This window comes from Nonlabens xiamenensis (assembly GCF_003865345.1).
GTDB classification, from domain to species: Bacteria; Bacteroidota; Bacteroidia; order Flavobacteriales; family Flavobacteriaceae; genus Nonlabens; species Nonlabens xiamenensis.
The window spans coordinates 568,377-588,964 of record NZ_RMVE01000001.1 but is presented as its reverse complement, the minus strand read 5'-3'; the positions used below and the strand labels follow the sequence as shown (position 1 = coordinate 588,964).

Here is a 20,588-nt window from a genome sequence, read left to right as displayed (position 1 = left end):
AATTATCCTTTATGAATGACGGCTAAGTCTGTAGGCCTTTGTACCTTTCAGACAACTTCCAAATTAATGATAACATAATCAGATTCTGATGAATCAACAAGAAAAACACAGATGTGGCTGGTGTCAGGGAGATGCATTATATAAAGCCTATCATGACCAAGAGTGGGGCGTTCCTGTATTTGATGACCACAGCTTGTTTGAATTTTTGATACTTGAAGGGATGCAGGCGGGACTCAGTTGGATCACTATTTTACGGAAGCGAAATAACTACAGGGAAGCACTTGATGAATTTGATGTGCATAAAATAGCTGGGTATGGCGAAAGCAAAAAAAAGGAATTGCTGGAAAACCCTGGTATCATCCGCAATCGTTTAAAAATTGATTCAATCGTTTCTAATGCTCAGGCCTATCTTAAGATACAAGAGTCATATGGAAGTTTTTCAAATTTTATATGGGCCTACGTGGATAGTAAGCCAATTAAAAACAAGCTGGCGAGCTACAAAGATGCACCTGCACAGACAGCCCTTTCTCAAAAAATTTCCAAAGACCTTAAAAAGCTTGGCTTTAAGTTTGTAGGCCCTACGATCGTCTACGCTTTTATGCAGGCGGTAGGTATGGTAAACGATCACGAGGTAAATTGTTTTAGATATGATCAGGTCTAATTTTATTAAAATAATAGGAGTGGTTATACTGCTGCAATTCCTTTCAGGATGGAAAGCCAGTGCACAGTCCGATCAAAATAATGCTCAAGAAAAAACAGAGCGGGAGGAAAAGATTGATGCCACTGACTTTCCTCTCATCGCTTTGCCCGTGGTACAACAAATTGGTCGGGCCAGGAAAAAGGTAGATTACTACAAAGAAACTGATGGTGTAAACCTGAGTTATGAAGCAAAACTTAAATATCGACGCAAGCGATATAGTATCGAATTTGACCAGAAAGGTGTGCTTGAAGATGTTGAGATTGAAATCAAAAACTCAGAGGTTCCACGAGTATTGCGCCAACAGATCAGTAATCGGTTGGACACGATAGCAAGGCGATTTCGTATTGAAAAGGTTCAACAGCAATACCGGTCAAATGAAAGAAGTTTGACCGATTTAATCAAGCTCATGGATGACAACAAACCAGATGCCTATGAGCTCATCGTTGCCTTTAAAGACCAGCGCAAAATCTACAGGAAGGAAATGCTATTTGATCCTAAAGGCAGACTAATCCAACAACGCGATATAAAAAGATTGGAATATGACTTCCTTCTATTTTAGGTGGTTTTTCCTGCTGTTGCCAATGGCTCTGTCCAGCCAGGTGATTGACGATCTGCTTGTACAGCCAGCCGTGAATCTCTCTTGGCACAACAATGCCCGGTGGAGTTTCAATACCGCTGCAGCACAACGCAATTCTACCAATGATGGTTGGGACGCCCTCCATGTTCAAGTGGCGCAATTTGCCAGTTATGAAATAGGCTTCTATACTCAATTGGGGGCTGGGGTGATGTACCGCGAACTCTTGGACGAAGATAGTCCGGAAGAAATTCGTTTTACGGAACAATTTGTACATGCCAGAAAATATAATGCCTTTAAATTAGCCCATAGGCTGCGTTGGGATCAGCGATGGAGGGATCAACGTATTACTCACCGATGGCGATACAGATTATCAGCTTCATTGCCTTTGAATGGGTCAGTGACAGATGCGTCAGAATGGTACCTGACCGGAAGTCTTGAAGCTTTATTTATTGCCGAAAACAATAAAAACCCAAGTTATGATCAGCGAACAAGTCTGGGGTTGGGTAGAAAAATAAGCAAGGATATAAAAATCCAATTCGTAGGTGAATATAGATTTGAAGATTTCAGCAGGGACAATGAAAAATTGCTTTTTTTGAACCTAGGTCTCTATTACAGCATGTAAACTTAATACCTGCGGTGAAGACACTCAATAAATTTATTCCTGTCCATCTCTACTGCTCCCAAACTGGCCAAATGGTCATTGTAGACCTGGGCATCGATGAGTTGATAATTCTTTTCTTGTAATTGCTCCACCAGACACCAGAGCGCAATCTTGCTAGCATCGGTGGCTTGGGAAAACATGCTTTCCCCACAAAAAATTCCGTGATCTGGAAGATCAACTCCGTAAAGTCCGCCAACCAACTCATCATTAGAAAATACCTCTAGGCTTTTGGCATGTCCCATTTCGTGCAAGTTTACATAGGCTTTGACCATATCTTCGTTGATCCAAGTGCCGTCCTGATCTGATCTAGGAACACTCATACAAGCTCGCATGACTCTTTCAAAACAAGTGTTTTCCTTGATGACATAGCCCTTGTTTCGTCGGCTTTGCGCCAAGGATTTTGTAATTCGCATGGGAGCATCAAGGTTCAGGTTAAAAACCATTCTAGGGTCTGGACTCCACCAGCAAATAGGCTCTCCATCATTGTACCATGGGAAGAAACCTGAACGATAGGCCAACAACAATCTCTCTACTTCCAAATCTCCTCCAATGGCTGCCAGCCCATGGGCCGGTGCCTCTAATGGATCAGGAAAATAAAGAAGATCATCAAGTAAGTACAATTAAAATGAAGATTTAGTTTGGTTTTACCCTGAAAAATAACAATCTTTGAATAGTCTTCAAATCTAATTTATTTTCATCATTGCTTTTTTTGAGTTTGTTTGAAGACTAACCTATTAAAAATGAAAATCCCAAGTCATACACTTGGGATTTTTTATTGGGTCTATTGGAAGCCTTATTTTCACATCTGAAGCTGTTTTTCAAAACAATGGCTATTGTCCACCGCTTCGTAGGGTACATAGCAGTCGATTTCTTTGTATCCACAGTTCTGGTATAACGCGATTGCTTCAGGTTGGCGCGCACCAGTTTCCAAGATAATTCTATCAAACCCCAATTCAACGGCCCATTCTTCGAGATGGGCAAGTACAGCTCTGGCTATACCTTTGCCTCTACATTCAGGTAATGTAAACATTCGCTTGACCTCTATCGTAGTCTCATCCAGCTTCCTCATTGCTCCACAACCTACCGCCTGATCTCCCCAATAAGCTACCACAACTTCCTGCTGTGCGTAGATGGAATTGAATTGATGAAAGAAGACATGTTCTTCTCCATCAGTCAGGGAAAGATAGGCATCTAGTTGTGCTACCAATTGAACAAAAGGCGGATTCTTGGCCGTGGTACGTTTCAGGCTCAACATGTTATAGGATATAAAAAAACCAGGTGAAATCACCTGGTTTGTCAGTTTTAGAACGGAAGATCATCGTGATCTTCATCCTTGGAATTAGATACCGGCTCGTACTCGTCAAAAGGTGGCACCTCTGGCGCTCCTTGCGGTGCGCCTGCGCCTACCTTTTCTATGCGCCATCCAGCAATGGAATTAAAATATTTGATCTCTCCCTGCGGACTCTGCCACTCGCGACCTCTTAGGTTAATACCAACTTTTACGGCATCTCCTACATTATATGCGTCCAACAAGCTGGTTTTGTCCTGAACAAACTCAATCATCAGGTGCTGTGGATATTGCTCTTCAGTAGTAACGACTAACTCTCTTTTTTGGAAACCATTGGAACCATACGTCTTGGTTTCTCCTATCAATTTAATCTTTCCTTGTACTTCCATAGTCTATAATAATAAATATTTCCAAGCCTCTAGCAATTCACCTTTAGCGATCCGCTCCTTGGCTCTCATGTGTTTTTCTTCTAATTTCAGGTCATAGGCTTGTTCCGCTTTCGCGAAAGCGATCACCTCCTCCTGATCTGGCACCTGCTCGACGTTTCCTAATTTCCCAAGGTCATTACCAGTCAACACGTCACTGTTTCTGGCATGTGAGGGAATGGCGTCCACACCCACACCCAAGCTGGACAAAGGTTTGGGAACTTCAAACATGGCATCCTTTGAACGACAATACCAATTGCCACCCATTCTAGCTACCGTATCGATTTTAAAAGGGTCAATCTTACCCTGATCGTCCAATACTGCATCGTTGACATGAACCATCACCACTTCGCAAATAATCAGATTACCTGCACCGCCTTCCTGGCCCAACTCCACCACTTCCTTTACTTTACATTCAAACTGGACCGGGCTTTCTGCGACCCTGGGCGGCTTTACCACCTCACTGGGAACCTCGGTAAGTCCTGACTTCTCAAATTCATTGACCCCCTCGGCATATTCTGTGCTACTCAAAGACATTTGCTGGACGATCTCATAATTGACAATATTGATCACCACTTCCTTAGTGTTTTGTGCATTGACCAACGTATGTTTGATCGTGTTATCCCTCACACGTCTGGCTGGGGAAAAAATCATCACTGGTGGATTAGCACTAAAAACATTGAAAAATGAATAGGGAGAAAGGTTGACCCTTCCCTCAGCATCTACCGTACTGGCAAAAGCGATAGGTCTGGGCTGTACTGCCCCCAACATAATGCCGTGCAGCTGAGCAGTTTTTATGTCTTTAGGATCAATTTTCACAGGTCTCACAAATAAGATTTCAAAGGTAGTATTTCCCCTAGAGAAACCTATACCAGAGCAGGCAAAATATTGGAAGACATCCACTAGCGCTCTCTGAACATGTCAATACGGATGTATAATCATTTTTCTCGCCAAGATCAGGATCGAACAAAGAAGCAGCCAACCTATAAATTTAGTAACTTTCGCCTATCTAAAATAACAACCATGAGGCCCAAATCCCATTTTACCTCGGCCATTTCATTTCTTGCTATAATTATAATGGTTTGGTATGCCTTTTATAGTCAGACACCATCTTCAAAGGTCAAGCAGGACGTACCCAAAACCCAATGGTCCACGGCACGTGCCCTAGAGCACGTGCAAGCCATCTCCCAGGAACCTCATTTCGTAGGCAGTACAGCCCATGACAAGGTCAGGGACTATATTGTGCAAACCCTGGAAGAAATGGGGCTGAAGACTGAATTGCAAGAAGGCACTACCCTGGATCGCTGGGGAAACATGGCCCGACCCACGAATATTTTGGCGCGGATCAAAGGGTCCAGGTCCAACGAGAATGCTTTATTGTTGCTAAGCCATTATGACAGCGATCCGCATTCTAGCTATGGCGCTAGTGATGCAGGCAGCGGCGTAGCCACCATTCTAGAGGGTGTGAGGGCTTATCTAGCACAAAATCAAACCCCAGAAAACGACATTATCATTTGTATTACCGATGCCGAAGAACTGGGTTTAAACGGTGCTGAACTCTTTGTTAATCAACATCCCTGGGCCAAGGATGTTTCTCTCGTACTCAATTTTGAAGCCCGTGGGAGTGGTGGCCCCAGTTATATGTTGGTAGAAACTAATGGTGGGAACCGCAAAATCATAGAGGAATTTAGTGTTGCAGGAGTGGATTACCCCGTCGCCAATTCGCTGGCCTACAGTATTTATCAAATGATTCCCAACGATACTGATCTTACCGTGTTTAGAGAAGACGGCGATATCAACGGACTTAATTTTGCATTTATAGGAGATCATTATGATTACCATACAGAGCTGGATAACTATGAACGTTTGGACCGCAACACCTTGGCACATCAAGGCGCTTATCTGATGCCCCTATTGTCGCATTTTTCATCCATTGACATGCAATCGGATCTCAAAGTGGACAAGGGAGATGATCTGGTTTATTTCCCCATGCCCTTGGTGAAAATGATGACCTTTCCTTTTTCATGGCTGGCTGCGCTCATCATTGTTGCAGGTTTAACCTTGTTGTTCCTCATCGTTTTAGGGGTAAAGAAAAATCGCATCCAACTCAAACACCTTTTTGGCGGATTCATTCCATTTTTGGGCAGTCTGGTGCTGGGGTTTGTACTTCCCTATTATGCCTGGAAAATGATCGCACAAACCGACTTTTATATAGATCAGGTGCATGGTTTTCCGTACAATGGATATTGGTTAATCGCTTGTGCGGTATTTATGTCCCTGAGTGTTTCCTTTTATTTATATCACAAGTTTTATCATCGCGATCGCATAGCCAGCCTAAGTGTAGCTCCATTAATTGTACTGTGGCTCATTTGCTTACTGATCGCTTTTCCCGTTGGTGAAGGTGGCCTGATCCCCAATGTATTCCTTCCAGGAGCAGGTTTTTTTGTCATTCCATTATTTGCGGGCTTGCTCATGCTCTGGCTTAATATTTACAAAAAACGCCCCAGCTATGTAATATTGGTGTTGCTGGCAGTACCAGCCATTTTTATTTTCAGCCCGTTTATCAAAGCTTTCCCAGTGGCTTTGGGTATGAAAATATTATTTGTTGCAGCTATTTTGACTGCCCTACTTTTTGGTTTGCTCGTTCCGATTTTTGGGCATTATCGCAAAAAAGGGCTGCTGGCAGGAATTTCATTGTTAATTACCATTGTTTGTGTAGGTCTCGCTTTCGCGAAAGCGGAATTCTCCCCACAACAACCCAAACCTACCAGTCTGGTTTATGTAGTTGATCAGGACCAGGAACAGGCCCAATGGGCCACCTATGATCGAGCTTTGGGAGATTGGACCAAATCAAAATTGGGTGAAGATCCGACCACGGCTGAACAATTGAATAAAAACACCATCGACTCCAAATACGGAACCGGATTCAGCTATGCGGTTCCCGCTGAATATATCAGCTTGCCAAAATTAGAGCTCCAAAAACTTATAGATACGGTATATCAGGATCTACGACGGGTAGTGTTGAAGGTGCATAGCAAGAGTCCCGTCCAACGTTTGGAGATTTTTGCTGATGAAGAATTTCAATTTGAGGATGCCAGCGTCAACGGAAAACCAGCTTATAAAGACAAAAACTCTGGAAAGGCATTCCCCAATAGGTATGGCAATAGAATGCTGAGTTATTATATCAAAGATAATGAGCCCCTTGAGCTTGAATTGGTTTTTGATGCCCAAACAGCACCAGAACTTCAATTTTATGCCGCTTCGTTTGACTTGTTCAACCATAGCGAACTGGACGTGCGCCGAAGAGACCGTGACGAAATGAGTATGCCGTTTGTATTGAATGATGCCGTGTTGAGAAAGCGCTACCTTAGGCTTTCACGCCCAGAAATGGCAGCTGACTCTGTTCTACAAAATGAGTAAAAAAACCATTGGCATACTGGGCTGTGGTTGGTTGGGTAAACCCCTAGCTGTTGAATTGTCCATAGCAGGATTTGATGTAAGAGGCACGTCCAGAGATAGGCAGACGCTCGATGCATTGGAGCGACAGGGAATTCAGTCGGTCATGATCGATGTTCAAGAGAAAAAAATCCTGGGGGATCTTCAGGTTTTTCTCCAAGGCTTGGATATCCTATTGATTGACATTCCGCCGGGTTTACGTCAAAATCCAGCAAGTGACTTTGCCTATCGCATGAAGATGTTAATGAGCTTTGCTCGCGCGTATGATATACCGCAAACCATCTTTATCTCGAGCACTAGTGTTTTTAAGGATACCGCAGCATTTCCTATTTACACTGAAGAAGACTTGCCCAATGCTAGTTCGTCTAATGCTCAACAACTGATCGCCGCCGAAGAAGTAATCCAAGAGATGACTGCGCAATATTGTATCATCAGGCCAGGCGGTTTAATTGGAGGGAACAGGCATCCTGTCACTTATTTATCCGGACGTCAGGATCTTTCCAATCCTGATGCTCCTGTCAATCTGGTAGAAAGATCAGCGCTTATAAAGATGATCAAACAAATTATTGATCAAGAGGAATTACCCAAATTGGTTCACGGAATTAGTATTCCACACGAGCCAAAGGAATCCTATTATCAGGAGGCGGCCCGACAAATGGGCATATCCCTGCCTAAATTTGATCACCAATCAGCATCAGTAGGTAAGCGTATCCAGTCCATCGTTTTCCCATTCACCGTTACATAAATATTGTACAGGAGTTGGAAATCGGGTATCTTGGACATCAATCATCACCACAAATAATCAACTAACCATGCGTATAAAGCGGTTGTTGTTCCGGCACAAAATCAAATTGGCGGTGGCTGCCATTTTATTGGTATGGTATATCTTCTGCTTACCGGAGCAATTATTTAACGCTCCTTATTCCACGGTGATTGAAAGCCGCAATGGCCGACTTCTAGATGCCCATATCGCCCAGGATGACCAGTGGCGCTTTCCAGCCGTGGACAGCGTTCCCTACAGATACGAGCAGGCCTTGCTGCAATACGAAGACGCGCATTTCTACGAGCACCCAGGCTTTAATCCAGTGGCGATTGTTAAGGCAATGTCAGATAATATTTCGGCGGGAGAAGTGGTGCGTGGTGGGAGTACCATTACCCAACAGGTTATTCGTCTTTCGCGAAAGCGTGATCGAACTTATACCGAAAAATTTATCGAATTGATCTGGGCTACCCGTTTGGAATGGAAACTATCCAAAAAAGAAATCCTTGAACTTTATGCTTCACACGCACCTTATGGAGGGAATGTGGTAGGGCTGGAGATGGCGGCCTGGAGGTATTTTGGAAGAAAACCTCACGAACTGAGTTGGGCTGAAAGTGCTGTCCTGGCTGTTTTACCCAATGCTCCTGGACTGATCTATCCAGGAAGAAGAGAAAGTGATTTGAAAGACAAACGTGATCAACTGCTTTTAAAAATGCATCAAGAGGGTATTTTAACCGCTATGGATTATGAACTGGCCATTTCTGAAGAGATGCCCACCAAAGATTTTAAGGTTCCTCAACTTGCTCCACATTTGCTTCAACGTGTTTTAAAGGAACATGGCTCAACCAAGATGCGTACCAGTATCGACCACCAGATGCAAGAGCAAGTCAATAGCATTGTAGCTAATCATCATGCCATCTTGCAACAAAACGGTGTGAACAATGTCGCCATGCTGGTCCTGAATGTTAAAGAAAGGTCTGTAGCCGCCTATGTCGGAAATGCACCAACCACCAGCGATCACCAAAAGGATGTAGATATCATTACAGCCCCTCGCAGTACAGGTAGTGTACTCAAGCCATTACTTTATGCCAACATGCTTGATCATGGCGAATTACTCCCGCATACCTTAGTGAGAGACATCCCCACGGTCATTGACGGTTTCAGCACAGAAAATTATGACCGTACCTATCAGGGAGCAGTACCCGCATCGCAAGCCTTGGCTCGATCGCTTAATGTTCCGGCCGTGCGTATGTTAAGGCAGCACAGTGTTCCCAGATTTTATAACAAATTACAAACGCTTCAATTGCGTGATATTGATCGAGGCCCAGGAGTTTATGGGCTAAGCCTTATCATAGGTGGTGGAGAAAGCAGCCTGTGGGATATGAGTCGTGCTTATATGGCTATGGCCAATACGCTACAGGACTACACTACTTATAGCAGCCAATATGACCCTGAGATCATGGACCACCTATCCTATAGATTAAACAATAAAAAACCGGAAGTAACATGGTCTGCGGAACCTACTATCTATGGAGCTGGTAGTATTTATCACAGTTTTGAAGCGATGAAAAAGGTGAATCGACCCGCTGGAGAGGAGGTTTGGCACTTCTTTCATCCAGATCGGGACATTGCTTGGAAAACTGGAACAAGTTTTGGGAATCGAGATGCCTGGGCAATCGGTGTGACTCCAGACTATGTGATCGGAGTTTGGACCGGAAATGCAGATGGAGAAGGTAGGGCAGAAATGACTGGGATCGGCAGCGCAGCACCCATCTTATTTGACTTATTCAACAGGCTGCCTACCACAAAATGGTTTGATCCACCATACGATGATATGATACAAGCCGATATCTGTCAGCAATCGGGTCATCTGGCCAGTCCGATCTGTCCGATAGAAAAGCAATGGATTCCCTCAGTAGGCTCCAAGTTTACTCCTTGCCCGTATCATAAAAAAATACATTTGGATGCCTCAGGAGAATTTCAGGTAAATGCTGATTGCGAGCCATTGGGGAAGATTCAAAATGAACCCTGGTTTGTCCTACCCGCTGTAATGTCCTATTATTATTCCAGAACACATCCGGATTATAAAAAACTACCTGAATATCGGGCAGATTGCACTCCAGGGGAGCAGGTGGTAATGAAATTCATTCAACCCATGCATAATACGAGTATTCCGCTGACGAAAAACGTAGAAGGAAAGGATAACAAGGTGGTTTTTAAGCTGGCCCATATTTCGCCAGAACATTCGGTATATTGGTATATGGATGATGAATATCTGGGAACCACCAAAAACTTTCATGAATTAGCCATTAAGGGTAAAAAAGGTCGAAGGTTGATCACGGCCATGGATGAAGACGGCCACGACACTCGTATATATGTGAATTTTGAATAAAAGTTTTTTTGAATATTCTCCTTTGGCAGTCCACCTATCGTCTTGACCTCGAGCACTACGCTTTTTACCAAGGAATCCCAACAAGCCAAGCCTATCTACCTGAATAATTTCAAGCGGATCCGATAATACAATGTTTATTTATCGCCACATTTATTCATCGGTTTTATCCACCTGGGATATTCTCTTTTACAAATTCAGTTGAAATAAGCGATATGCTTTTTGCGTAGGTGGGCTTAATTTTCTTTCAGAATAGAGTCATTGGGTCTATTGAGCCATTGAATATTTCATAGGGTTGCTTCAAATGTACTGTTTGAAATTATTTATTGTCAGTAATTGATATCCGATCTGGTTTAAAGCATGTTGAACAACTGGTAGAACATGTTGACCATTTTATAAAAGTGGAATGGAATCAGATTCCTTTGAAGCAGATTTGCCGTCCAGAATTATTGAAAAAGGAGCAGCATCAAAGATTTTCCCAGGTGCAATAAGGCTTTGAATTGATATAGGCATTGTAAAAGCGGCGCTGGCCGGTAACTTCTTCACCTAACCAATCGGGACGGACAAATTTTTCTGTTGTGCTATTGAGCTCAATTTCGGCCAGAAACAGTCCTTCATTGGGGCCGTGAAAAGCGTCAACTTCCCAAGTATGGGCATCCACTTTGATTTTATATCTGGTTTTATCGATGCCGCCGGGCAAACTTAACTTCAGAAGTTCTTGTGCATCTTTGACACCAATATTCCTTTCCCATTCATAGCGGCTGAGCCCGTCTTCACTGCTGGCTCCCTTTATAGTGAGCAGACCTTGATCTCCAATTATCCTAATGCGCACCGCTCGATCAGGATCTGAAGAAAGATATCCTTGGATCACACGACTGCCTTCTAAATCACGAAGAATCCCTGGATCCTTTAGTAAAAATTTACGCTCAATTTCGATCATAAGCTATGGAATTATAGGCTCATGATGCAAGATAGTACAAGTTGGTAGAAGAGATGTAGATTATTATCTCCAGTAGATGATGGTGGCAGAATTTATAAAAAAAACCACTGTTTCCCCTACAAAACAGTGGCTTAATTAGTTGGTTTAAACAAATAAACCGTTTCCCTTGTAAAATGATTTTTATCTCATCTCAGTAACGAAGCTATGTAGATTTTGAAGTGGTCACAAAAAATTGTTACGAATCACCGTCTTTTTGTTCTGAAATATTCAAAACATCGACCAACTGCTCCATATAGCTGGAAGAAATAGCAAATACCTGGTCACCAATCTTGACTTTTCTACCGTTTAGCTCTTTAATTTTCATAGGATTGATCGCCGTACTGCGGTTGATCCGTATGAATTTATTCGCTGGGAATTTTTCGAGGAATTTGGTCAAAGAACTGCGCAATGTCTTTTTATTACCTCCCATGTGAAGTTCTACATAGACATGGTCTGCCAAGATATAATCAATTTCATCTGGCACCAATTGATGCTGGGTCTTACCAATCATAATTCGATGGGGTTGCCCGTTTTGTTGTTTTATCTGTTTGAATGCGATATCCAATGTAGTGTTGAGACCAACTTCACTCACAGGTTTGTTTAGGTAGGCCATTGGGCTGGTCTCTACCAACTCTTTGATGGTTTCATCATCTGTATAACTGGTGAGATAGATGAAGGGGATTTGGTAATTCTCATTGAGTTGTCTGGCGATATCAATGCCTGACTTATCCCCCAGAATATTGATATCAAGCAGAACGAGATCAACTGCTTGACGTTCCAGTATCTCCATGCTTTTTTTATAATTGGTCGCCATACCCACACAGTGGTAACCTTTTCTGGTGATATACAGTTTAATCTGTGCCGCAATTAAGACTTCGTCCTCTACGATTAATATGTTTTTGCCTTTCATAAAATACTAAAGGAAATTAAATAAGTTTGGTCCACTTGCTCTAATGTACCGTCCAGCTGTTCTACCATGCTATTGATGATAAAAAGTCCGAGCCCAGGATCCACTTCATCGGTAAATGTGCTTCCGGAATCTGAATAGGTGATTTCAATGTGATCATTTTGTTTTTCCAAGTTCAAGTGTATTTCTAATTCACCGTTCTTGGTTTTTGCATGTTTTAGGCTATTGGAAATCAATTCATTAATTAATATCCCCAATGGTAATGCCGTACGTATTTTTACTTCTAATGGCTGAATATTAAAGTGGTAATGTACTCGTCCTTGTTCGAGGGAGCCCAGTGCCAGTCTGATTTGATGAAAATAATCCGACAGGTCACTAAAATGCCCATCAGCCACCAATTCAGTATACGTCAGCTGACTATGAGCCAATGCTATTGCCCTGATGCGTTTTTCCAACACCTCAATTTTATTTCTGTACATGGGATCTTCTAGTTCCTCCACGTGGAATTGGACCAGACTCAGAATGAGGGTTAAATTGTTTTTGACAGTATGGTTCAATTCGCGCAGTAGGGATTGTTTTTTCACCAAAGCTGCTTCCAACTCCTGGTGTGAAGTTTGGATTTCATTTTGCTGTCGGGAAATCTGATTGTTTTTTCGCTTTAAGCGAAACCCAATCCAAGTTAGAAATGACAACACCAACACCAATATCCCGGTGAAAATCCAAAGGTACAAATTGAATGCCTTGGCGCTCTCTAGTCGTTTTTCTGCTTGCTCACGTTCTAGTATTTCCTGCCTGAGGGAATAATCCGTGTTTATTTTCTCAATATTGGAACGCTGCTCTTGAATCACTCGCTGAAGTCCAACATCGTCATAGATTTTATAATAGTGCAAAGCCGAATCAAGATCACCTCTTTTTTCAAAAATGGTGCTTTTGGCCAAGTAAGAAGATTCAATAGTCATCTGATCCTTATTGCTTTTGGCAATTTGTAAAGCTGAATCGGTCAGTCTGAGGGCCTCTTGAAAGTTGTATTTGTTGTTTTCTACCATGGCTAGATTTACCAACATCGCCGCAACGCCATTGGGGTCTTCCATTTGAGAAAAATGCTCCATGGATTTTTTGAGATATTTATTGGCAATAATGCTGTCTGTTTCTCGATGTAAGCTAGACAACAGAAAATAGGCTGAACCACTCACGTCAAAAAAACCATTTTTCTCACCAAATTCCCGTGCTTTTCTGGCCAAAGGAAGTGCTAGTTCTGGCTGGTCATTGACCCGGTGCAATGAAGATTTACGATAGAGGAAAACACCGTAATATCTATCCTTGGGGTTAGAGATATAATAACGTTGGGCTTGATGTAGGTAGTCCAGGCTTTTTTGCGGCTGTTGAAGGACTTCATAAATTAAACCCAGCTGTATCCATAGACGTACTTTTAAGGCAGGAGGAAATGATTTATCTTCAAGGCACTCCAGCGCGTTTTTTATGGCTTTGTCGTATTGTTCTTTCTCGACCATGATTTCCACCTGAAACGCAGTCGCCGCGTTTTTGGTCATGGGATCTTGAAGAGAATCTGCTAGTATTTGGTCAATTTCAAGCTGAGCCAAGGCTAGTTTCTTGGTCAGCACATAGTCCTCAATCAGCGATAAGTGCTCAGTTTGAAAAGGTGTTTGGCCGTGAGCAGGTTGATACCAGGCGCAGAGCAAATAGATGATAAGGAGAGGGCAAATTAATACACTCCCATCTGGAATCCTTATATGTAAAAATTTCGTGTTCAAAGGATCAAATGATTGGAAGCAGTCGATTGAACTACCTGCTAAATCATTAATGTAGGGAAAATAAATATAGGATAATTAATCCTTATGCTACATGCATACTAGGATTTCATAAAATTAATACTGCATTGAACTACCTGTCTTAAGGCCTCGGGCATCAATGATTGGTCCCAAGGATGGGAAGCACCAAAGGTATGTCCGGCACGTCTCATCAATGATAACTGTGATTGAGGACTGTTGGAATGCAGCAAATAAGCCTCTGATACATCTACCGTTTCATCATCCATACCATGAAAGATCAAATGCGGTATTTTTAAGTGAGCTGCTTGCCTCAGTATGTTCAATTCCTGTCTGTTTTCCTGAAAGTCCTCAAAAAATTGGTATTCATGGGGCATCTCTTGTCCGGTACGACCATTCTTAACATAATACACCCCTTGACTTTTCCATTGCTCTAAGTCTTGTCCTTGAGGGAATCTGGGCGCATAATCTGCCACTCCAGCCAGGGTGATCAGCTGATCCACCCGACTATCTTTGGCCGCTACAATGGTCGTGATACCTCCAGCCCTTGAATGTCCGACTAAACATATTTTTCCAGGATCAAATTGATGATCGGATGAACTGATCCATTCCAACATACGTTCAGTGTCCTTTACCTCCATGCTGTAGTTGTTTTGGCCAAAAGCTCGCAGATCAGGAAAATCTATAGGCTCATCCACAGTTCCTCCGTTATGGGAATAGTTGAACTTAATGAAGAGATATCCCGCTTTCGCGAAAGCGTGACCCATCAAATTCCAGGCACCCCAGTCCTTAAAACCTTTGTACCCGTGACAAAATAAAATGGTAGGCATTGCATCGCTGAGTTGGCCGTACATGACATCTACAGGCATTTCTCTTCCGGATTCTCCTTTTACTATAGCTTGTTCTGTCGTGATCATACTTCCTTTTCTTTTAGTGATATACTGGGATCAAATAATTCTTGGATAATCTTGATCAGTAAAGCTTCAAAGGATTCTAATATCCCCTGATCGATCAGTCGTTCTTTATAACCGCGACCAGATTTAATGGCAAATGGAAGGTATCCTTGGGCAAACCTTTTAAAGCTAATGATGCCCGAGCTCGCGTTGTCAAAATCTTCATTTTTGCTATAAAGGTATGTGTACATGAGTACCTGGAAGGCTTTGGACTTTGCGTAATCCTCCATCAATATATCAAGTTCTTCGTTTTCTAGACCGACCTGTGCCTTTTCCACTGCACCAGATTTATAATCGATGATGCGCAATTGTCCATCCAACAAATCTATGCGATCGACATGACCATGTAGCTTAACTTTACCGTGCTCGGGTACCTCCAAACTACTTTCCAAATGAAGCTCAACATCTTTTATGATGAGTTCATGGCCTTTTTTGACAAGCTCAAGATCCATATCCAGCATTTTGCGTACATAATGTAGCGAGACTTCAAAAATAATTTTGTTTTTTCCCACTGCATGCTCCAGCGACGCATAGCATTTATCATAGGATTGCCTGAGAATTACTGGCATCTCCTTTTTCATTAGCACAAAATGCTCCTCAGTCAGTACTTGTCCTTTGATGGGGCGGTATAACCGTTCTAATGCCTCATGAATTATCGAGCCCATGGTGTTGGCAGCGATATTTTCTTCCACTTCTTCAAGCTCAGGAATCTTAAGAATCTTGCTGGCATAAAAGTCAATTGGGTTCCGCACGTAAGACGAAATTGCAGATGGACTAAAGCCATTTTCTGCAATCGTATTCAATCTATTAAAATATGCTTCGTCCTTTTGAATCTCAATCCACGTCTCATGTAGCATTTGGTTTTTGTAGCTATAGATGCTACTGCTGATCTGGTGCAGGGTATGATCATCTGTTTGCAGCTGGGTGAGAAAGCGGCTTTTTTCACCACCGCCCAATCTTCCTGGTTCTGCATTATAGATAAAGCTAGCCTTTGTTGTACGGTGCAGCAGTCTATAAAAGTGATAGGCATAAACACTATCCTTTTCAGAATAGGTGGGTAGACCAAATTTGTATTTCATATCATGCGGTATGTAGGAAGAGGTAGTTTTTCCTGTGGGTAAAACGCCCTCATTCACTGATAACATAATGATATGCTCATAATCCAGCGCCCTGGTTTCTAGCAGACCCATGATTTGCAGTCCCTGCACTGGTTCTCCAATAAAGTCCAGACTTTTCATGGATAACAATTGGCGAAATAAGAATCCAAGTGTGCGAAGGTCTTTAATTTCGGTCTGTTGAATAATGAGTTCTTTCATTTGCTGGACCACCTCAGTAACGGCAAGCAACTGTTCAATTTCAAGTGCCTTACCAGGTGCGACTGATAATGTTGATTTTAAGTTGCCCAGCAGATTTTCAAGTAAAAAGATCAACTCGAGTACTTGATCTATGGGTTGTAAAATATGGCCTAACATAGCAGCGTCTGACAGGGTTGGCTGCTGATGATTGATATAGATGAGGTTTTGTGTCTTGATGGTTTTGATACACTGAGCTGCCTGATTGCCCATAAGGTGTTGAGCGCTGGTAGATTCAAGAACTCTAACTAAATCCCTATAGTAAAAGCCTTTTTCAGTTCGCGCGACGTGCAACTGAATCAAGTCGTTGACAAAGGAAGCAATAGGCAACTGATCTGCCGCCAATCCCATGGTCACATTAAAATGGATGATATTAGGTGGAATGGCATTTAGTAGTGGTAACAGCAGTGTTTCATCGGCCAGTATAACAGCCGTGCTTTTCAGTTGTTCCTCACTTATAGATGACAAGAGCTGTGCAGCTACCTGAACCATCCCTAAATGACCTGTAGCTCCATGGATCTCTATATTTTTTTCCTGCTTAAAACCATTTCCAATAATCTCCAAGGGATGAGATTCATAATATTTCCATTCTTTTTGAAAGCCTCTGATAAAGTGACTGGCTTCATGATACGGGCGTTCCAATAGGTACTCATCAACATCCCAGTAAATGACAGCTTTTTCTTGTTCTAATAAATGCTGGATGATTTGGGATTCGGCTGCATTTAATGCATTGAGCCCTAGAAACACAAGTTTTCCTTGATGAGCTTTAACTTTATCGGCTTTGGGACTTGAAGGATTTTTATGGGCCAGTTGAGCTTGTGAATTCAAGATAGCGTGGGCAGCCCAGCGATAAGCTAGTCCCTGATAGGCTATTTTGCTTTCCGCACACTTAATGGCCAACTTATCGTAATAAAAGCGCAATCTTTTCCAGAAATCAAGGTACTGGCTGACCATTTGGGTAGGATTGTTATCAAGAGACCAATGCCACTGCTCAAGTTCCTTCACATTACCCAAAAAATTGAAAAACACATCTGGATCCACCAGATATCGATCGATTTCATTAAAGTCCTTGAGGATAGTGGGCGCCCATGTTAAAAACGCATCAAATTTGTCCCTGTTTTCATTGTCATGTTCGACTTCGCAATACGCCTCATAAAACACAGGCATAAGATCCAGGTCTGTCCAAATCTCAGCTCCTGCACATTGCTCAATATATTCTTCTACACTTAAAATCTCAGGCATGAAAACTGGACAGTCGATGCCGACGGCAAGATATCTAGATAGAAATACCCCTACTCTTCTGGAAGGTACAACGTACCGGCATTGAATTGGGTCTACTCCTTTGTTATTCAGATCGTCCAAAACGGACTCAAGAAAGCTTTTTAATTTCATTGATAAGTATTGGAATGCTTTATTGAAATGCGCAAGGATACCAATAAAAAAGTCCAGTTACCTACCTCGGCAACTGGACTTGTTGTTAAAAGGCAGTCAATCTACCTATTAGTAATAGTAAATTCAGATCTACGAGACAGCTCATACTCTGCAGGTGTACATTGTTTAGCTTTACAGTCTACGACTGGATTAGCTTCCCCTCTACCTTTAGCGGCTAGTCTTGATCCATCAATTCCTTGGGATTCCACGTATTCAATGATACTATTAGCACGTCTCTCGGTCAGAGCTAGGTTATAGGAATCTGATCCCCTTATATCTGCATAAGTCTCTGCTAGAATTTCTAAATCTGGATATTTCTTCATCAAATTCACCAGGCGATCAAGCTCAAGCGCTGCATCCGGTCGGATGTTTGATTTATCCAGGTCAAAATAAATTTTGTTGAGAATAATCTTATCCTCTACAATTTCTGGTTCTGGCATCATGAATACTTCGACAGCGGCTGTTTCTTCCTCGGCAACACTTAATGTAGCCTCACCGCTTTCATATTTATCCATTACACCACGTGCAGTGAGTTCAAGATTACATTCTGTAGTGAATACTGCTTTACCCATTGCATCGGTGGTCTGGCTAGGCATGCTGTTTCCGCTCTCGTCCTGTAAAGATACAATGGCACCTTGAATAGGCTCGTTGGTCTCTTCATCAATAGCAGTCACAGTAACAGCCACCTCACAGATTTCAATGCGTTCTATGTTGTAGATATCGTCCCCTCCTTTACCACCTTTACGGTTGGAGGATAAATAACCTTTTCCAGTAACATCTGAATAACTATAGCCAAAATCATCTAAAGAAGAATTGATTGGTGCTCCCATGTTGGAGACCTCACCATTTTCATATTTAAAGACGTCCAAACCTCCCAGACCTAAGTGCCCGTTACTGGAAAAATACAAAGTTCCATTATCAGCAATATAAGGGAAAGAATCGTCACCAGGTGTGTTGACAACTGGCCCTAAATTAACAGGATTAGAAATAACGCCATCTTTAAGATCTGCTTTATAAATATCCGATCCTCCCTGACCTCCTGGAGCCTCACTGGCAAAATATATAGTTGACCCATCCTTTGAAACAGAAGGGTGTCCAACACCATATTCTTTGGCTTCCAAACTAGTAGTTTGAATATCACGCCATTCTCCACCGGCATTCAGTGCGCGATATATATTCAATTTACTTTCACCGTCAGATGCTTTTTCAAAATCACCTTCGTAATAGTCGACACGGGTGAAAAACATATATTTTCCATCTGGTGTAATATCCAAAGTACCTTCATGGTATTTTGTGTTTACATCACCAGGCAAAAGCTGTGCTTTTCCTGGTACACCAGCCTCGTCTATCTCGGCGACATATATATCAAGGTAAGGTTCTTTATTCCATCCGTATTTTTTTCGAGCTTCATTACGTGAACTTGAGAAGTATAGTTTATTTCCGATTTGGAAAGCAGAAAAGTCACTTGATTCTGTATTCTCGTTAAAAGCTTTGGTAGTGAATCCTTCTTTCATTCCCTGAATATCCTCGATATAATTGGGGTTAGCTCGATAGGCTCTGGCACGATCATCACTAGGCGCAGCGGCTGCAAATTGATCCATGATCCGGTTGGATTGGTCATATTTTTCATTGGCCTTTAGGGACTGTGCATAACGATATAAGGTCTCTGCCTCTGGATTTCTTTTTACGGCTCTGGCATAATTGGTCTCGGCCTTTTTGAACTCACTATTGTAGAAATAGGCATTACCCAATCGGGTATATACATATTGAGTTCTTGTTCCATTTTCCAAAACTTTTTCATAAGCTTTGGCTGCCTCTACATAGCGTAATTGATCGTAGAGCTTGTCGGCTTTTTTTGTGGCATCGCTTTGCGCCTGAGCTCCCAGGGTTACAGCGATGAATAATATAAAGAGTATATATAATTTTTTCATGATGATATTCTTTGCTGTTGAGATTTAGAAGAAACGTGGCGACTGCATCACTTTACGTGGGAATGCTAAACCGAAGGAAACAAACACCTCGTGCGAACTGTTAGAAACCACAGAGATATCAGAAATTACTCGGTCATACGCATAACCTACCTGAATGTTGTCAGTGACATACATGCCAATAAGTCCACTAAAAGAATCTTCGTATCTATAGGAAACCCCTAACTCAAACTTCTCATTGAACAAAACGTTGGTGTTTACATCAAAACTTACCGGAGAATCAAATGCTCCCTTAATCAACGCATGCGGCTTTAATTTTACATTTTCAGACAAGTCAAATACATATCCACCTGTCAGAAAATAATGTTGAGTTTCGCTACCGAATTCCAGTCCATCCTCATCAAGATGTGTGCTGTTAAGCATATTAGGAACAGAAAAACCAACATACCAATTGGATCCATAAAGAAAGGCACCAGCACCTACATTAAGATAGGTTTCATTCAGTTGTTCAGAAAACAAAGGATCGCCAGGCACGGTAGTCTGGACTGTATTTAAATCTACATCAAAAAAGGTAGCTCCTGCTTTAAGTCCTAATGCCAAAGTAGTAGCATCCCCTACCTGTAATTTATACGAAAAATCTCCGTACACATTGGTTTCTCCAACTGGACCAATATTATCCGCAATCACAGAAAGCCCGAGTCCTACTCGATCTCCTAAAGGAGTACTTCCCGACAAGGTGATGGTTTCTGGGGCACCCGTGATTCCTGACCATTGCTGTCTGTAAAGGGCTGTGACGCGCAAATTTTCCTGAGTTCCAGCATAGGCTGGATTGATCACATTCTGATTGTACATATACTGCGTGTACTGTGGGTCCTGCTGCGCATGCACCACACTTACAGCGGACATACTGAGAAAAAGACCCAATGCAAGTAATTTTTTCATTCTCACAAAGTTAGTTTTAAGGTTGTAATTTTAGTTTCAGCTAGCTAAATATA

Annotated in this window: 17 protein-coding genes; 6 read left to right on the top strand and 11 right to left on the bottom strand. The window is 42.2% G+C overall.

Annotated features, from left to right (window positions below; genetic code table 11):
* The first annotated feature begins 88 nt into the window (after positions 1-88).
* The 3 genes from EGM47_RS02750 to EGM47_RS02740 are packed head-to-tail and all read left to right on the top strand — an operon-like array spanning position 89 to position 1,899.
* The gene (locus tag EGM47_RS02750) at positions 89-661 is read left to right on the top strand and encodes a DNA-3-methyladenine glycosylase I (RefSeq protein WP_124979228.1); all 573 of its coding nucleotides are present in this window, start codon (positions 89-91) and stop codon (positions 659-661) included.
* Positions 648-1,259 carry a hypothetical protein gene (locus EGM47_RS02745; RefSeq protein WP_124979227.1) on the top strand — a complete coding sequence of 204 codons (612 nt, stop codon included), beginning with the start codon at positions 648-650 and terminating at the stop codon, positions 1,257-1,259. The genes EGM47_RS02750 and EGM47_RS02745 overlap by 14 nt, the downstream gene beginning before the upstream one ends.
* A complete protein-coding gene (locus EGM47_RS02740) occupies positions 1,240-1,899 on the top strand; it encodes a DUF2490 domain-containing protein (protein WP_124979226.1) in 660 nt (219 codons plus the stop codon). Before EGM47_RS02745 ends, EGM47_RS02740 begins: the two co-directional genes overlap by 20 nt.
* Positions 1,900-1,901: 2 nt before the next feature.
* Here EGM47_RS02740 and aat read toward each other — a convergent pair whose 3' ends face one another.
* From aat to EGM47_RS02720, 4 genes are all read right to left on the bottom strand, one after another.
* Positions 1,902-2,558, bottom strand: a complete 657-nt coding sequence (gene aat / locus EGM47_RS02735) for a leucyl/phenylalanyl-tRNA--protein transferase (protein ID WP_124979225.1) — start codon at positions 2,556-2,558, stop codon at positions 1,902-1,904.
* Positions 2,559-2,737: 179 nt separating this feature from the next.
* On the bottom strand, positions 2,738-3,193 hold the full coding sequence (locus EGM47_RS02730) for a GNAT family N-acetyltransferase (RefSeq protein ID WP_124979224.1): 456 nt from the start codon (positions 3,191-3,193) through the stop codon (positions 2,738-2,740).
* A gap of 47 nt (positions 3,194-3,240) precedes the next feature.
* Positions 3,241-3,615, bottom strand: a complete 375-nt coding sequence (locus EGM47_RS02725) for a DUF3127 domain-containing protein (RefSeq protein WP_124979223.1) — start codon at positions 3,613-3,615, stop codon at positions 3,241-3,243.
* A 3-nt stretch (positions 3,616-3,618) separates the two neighbouring features.
* A complete protein-coding gene (locus EGM47_RS02720) occupies positions 3,619-4,422 on the bottom strand; it encodes a flavin reductase family protein (protein WP_164510820.1) in 804 nt (267 codons plus the stop codon).
* 252 nt (positions 4,423-4,674) lie between these two features.
* Here EGM47_RS02720 and EGM47_RS02715 point away from each other — a divergent pair, with 252 nt between their 5' ends.
* The 3 genes from EGM47_RS02715 (at position 4,675) to pbpC (ending at position 10,259) form a co-directional block, all read left to right on the top strand.
* On the top strand, positions 4,675-7,071 hold the full coding sequence (locus tag EGM47_RS02715; RefSeq protein ID WP_124979222.1) for a M28 family peptidase: 2,397 nt from the start codon (positions 4,675-4,677) through the stop codon (positions 7,069-7,071).
* The gene (locus tag EGM47_RS02710) at positions 7,064-7,852 is read left to right on the top strand and encodes an NAD(P)H-binding protein (RefSeq protein WP_124979221.1); all 789 of its coding nucleotides are present in this window, start codon (positions 7,064-7,066) and stop codon (positions 7,850-7,852) included. Before EGM47_RS02715 ends, EGM47_RS02710 begins: the two co-directional genes overlap by 8 nt.
* Positions 7,853-7,919: 67 nt before the next feature.
* On the top strand, positions 7,920-10,259 hold the full coding sequence (gene pbpC, locus EGM47_RS02705; protein ID WP_206052097.1) for a penicillin-binding protein 1C: 2,340 nt from the start codon (positions 7,920-7,922) through the stop codon (positions 10,257-10,259).
* Between the two features lie 463 nt (positions 10,260-10,722).
* Here the strand turns inward: pbpC and EGM47_RS02700 are convergent, their stop codons facing one another.
* From EGM47_RS02700 to EGM47_RS02670, 7 genes are all read right to left on the bottom strand, one after another.
* The gene (locus tag EGM47_RS02700; RefSeq protein ID WP_124979220.1) at positions 10,723-11,196 is read right to left on the bottom strand and encodes a CYTH domain-containing protein; all 474 of its coding nucleotides are present in this window, start codon (positions 11,194-11,196) and stop codon (positions 10,723-10,725) included.
* Positions 11,197-11,431: 235 nt separating this feature from the next.
* On the bottom strand, positions 11,432-12,145 hold the full coding sequence (locus tag EGM47_RS02695; protein WP_124979219.1) for a response regulator: 714 nt from the start codon (positions 12,143-12,145) through the stop codon (positions 11,432-11,434).
* Complete coding sequence (locus EGM47_RS02690; RefSeq protein WP_124979218.1) at positions 12,142-13,914, bottom strand: tetratricopeptide repeat-containing sensor histidine kinase; 1,773 nt, start codon at positions 13,912-13,914, stop codon at positions 12,142-12,144. The genes EGM47_RS02695 and EGM47_RS02690 overlap by 4 nt, the downstream gene beginning before the upstream one ends.
* Before the next feature lie 98 nt (positions 13,915-14,012).
* Entirely contained in the window at positions 14,013-14,846 is an 834-nt protein-coding gene (locus tag EGM47_RS02685; protein ID WP_124979217.1) for an alpha/beta hydrolase family protein, read from the bottom strand.
* Positions 14,843-17,626, bottom strand: coding sequence for a PD-(D/E)XK nuclease family protein (locus EGM47_RS02680; protein WP_124979216.1), 2,784 nt, complete (start codon positions 17,624-17,626; stop codon positions 14,843-14,845). The genes EGM47_RS02685 and EGM47_RS02680 overlap by 4 nt, the downstream gene beginning before the upstream one ends.
* 101 nt (positions 17,627-17,727) lie before the next feature.
* Entirely contained in the window at positions 17,728-19,596 is a 1,869-nt protein-coding gene (locus EGM47_RS02675) for an OmpA family protein (RefSeq protein ID WP_164510809.1), read from the bottom strand.
* A 24-nt stretch (positions 19,597-19,620) separates the two neighbouring features.
* Positions 19,621-20,535: a PorP/SprF family type IX secretion system membrane protein gene (locus EGM47_RS02670; RefSeq protein ID WP_164510808.1), complete on the bottom strand. Its 915-nt coding sequence runs from the start codon at positions 20,533-20,535 to the stop codon at positions 19,621-19,623.
* Positions 20,536-20,588 lie beyond the last annotated feature (53 nt).

What these genes read in the sequence shown, in the direction of transcription:
- EGM47_RS02710 (WP_124979221.1), top strand. Translation starts at nt 7,064, where the DNA reads ATGAGTAAAAAAACCATTGGCATACTGGGCTGTGGTTGGTTGGGTAAA.
- EGM47_RS02695 (WP_124979219.1), bottom strand. Translation starts at nt 12,145, where the DNA reads ATGAAAGGCAAAAACATATTAATCGTAGAGGACGAAGTCTTAATTGCG.
- EGM47_RS02720 (WP_164510820.1), bottom strand. Translation starts at nt 4,422, where the DNA reads ATGTTGGGGGCAGTACAGCCCAGACCTATCGCTTTTGCCAGTACGGTA.
- EGM47_RS02700 (WP_124979220.1), bottom strand. Translation starts at nt 11,196, where the DNA reads ATGATCGAAATTGAGCGTAAATTTTTACTAAAGGATCCAGGGATTCTT.
- EGM47_RS02745 (WP_124979227.1), top strand. Translation starts at nt 648, where the DNA reads ATGATCAGGTCTAATTTTATTAAAATAATAGGAGTGGTTATACTGCTG.
- EGM47_RS02715 (WP_124979222.1), top strand. Translation starts at nt 4,675, where the DNA reads ATGAGGCCCAAATCCCATTTTACCTCGGCCATTTCATTTCTTGCTATA.
- EGM47_RS02680 (WP_124979216.1), bottom strand. Translation starts at nt 17,626, where the DNA reads ATGAAATTAAAAAGCTTTCTTGAGTCCGTTTTGGACGATCTGAATAAC.
- EGM47_RS02685 (WP_124979217.1), bottom strand. Translation starts at nt 14,846, where the DNA reads ATGATCACGACAGAACAAGCTATAGTAAAAGGAGAATCCGGAAGAGAA.
- EGM47_RS02670 (WP_164510808.1), bottom strand. Translation starts at nt 20,535, where the DNA reads ATGAAAAAATTACTTGCATTGGGTCTTTTTCTCAGTATGTCCGCTGTA.
- EGM47_RS02730 (WP_124979224.1), bottom strand. Translation starts at nt 3,193, where the DNA reads ATGTTGAGCCTGAAACGTACCACGGCCAAGAATCCGCCTTTTGTTCAA.
- EGM47_RS02675 (WP_164510809.1), bottom strand. Translation starts at nt 19,596, where the DNA reads ATGAAAAAATTATATATACTCTTTATATTATTCATCGCTGTAACCCTG.
- EGM47_RS02750 (WP_124979228.1), top strand. Translation starts at nt 89, where the DNA reads ATGAATCAACAAGAAAAACACAGATGTGGCTGGTGTCAGGGAGATGCA.
- EGM47_RS02725 (WP_124979223.1), bottom strand. Translation starts at nt 3,615, where the DNA reads ATGGAAGTACAAGGAAAGATTAAATTGATAGGAGAAACCAAGACGTAT.
- pbpC (WP_206052097.1), top strand. Translation starts at nt 7,920, where the DNA reads ATGCGTATAAAGCGGTTGTTGTTCCGGCACAAAATCAAATTGGCGGTG.
- EGM47_RS02740 (WP_124979226.1), top strand. Translation starts at nt 1,240, where the DNA reads ATGACTTCCTTCTATTTTAGGTGGTTTTTCCTGCTGTTGCCAATGGCT.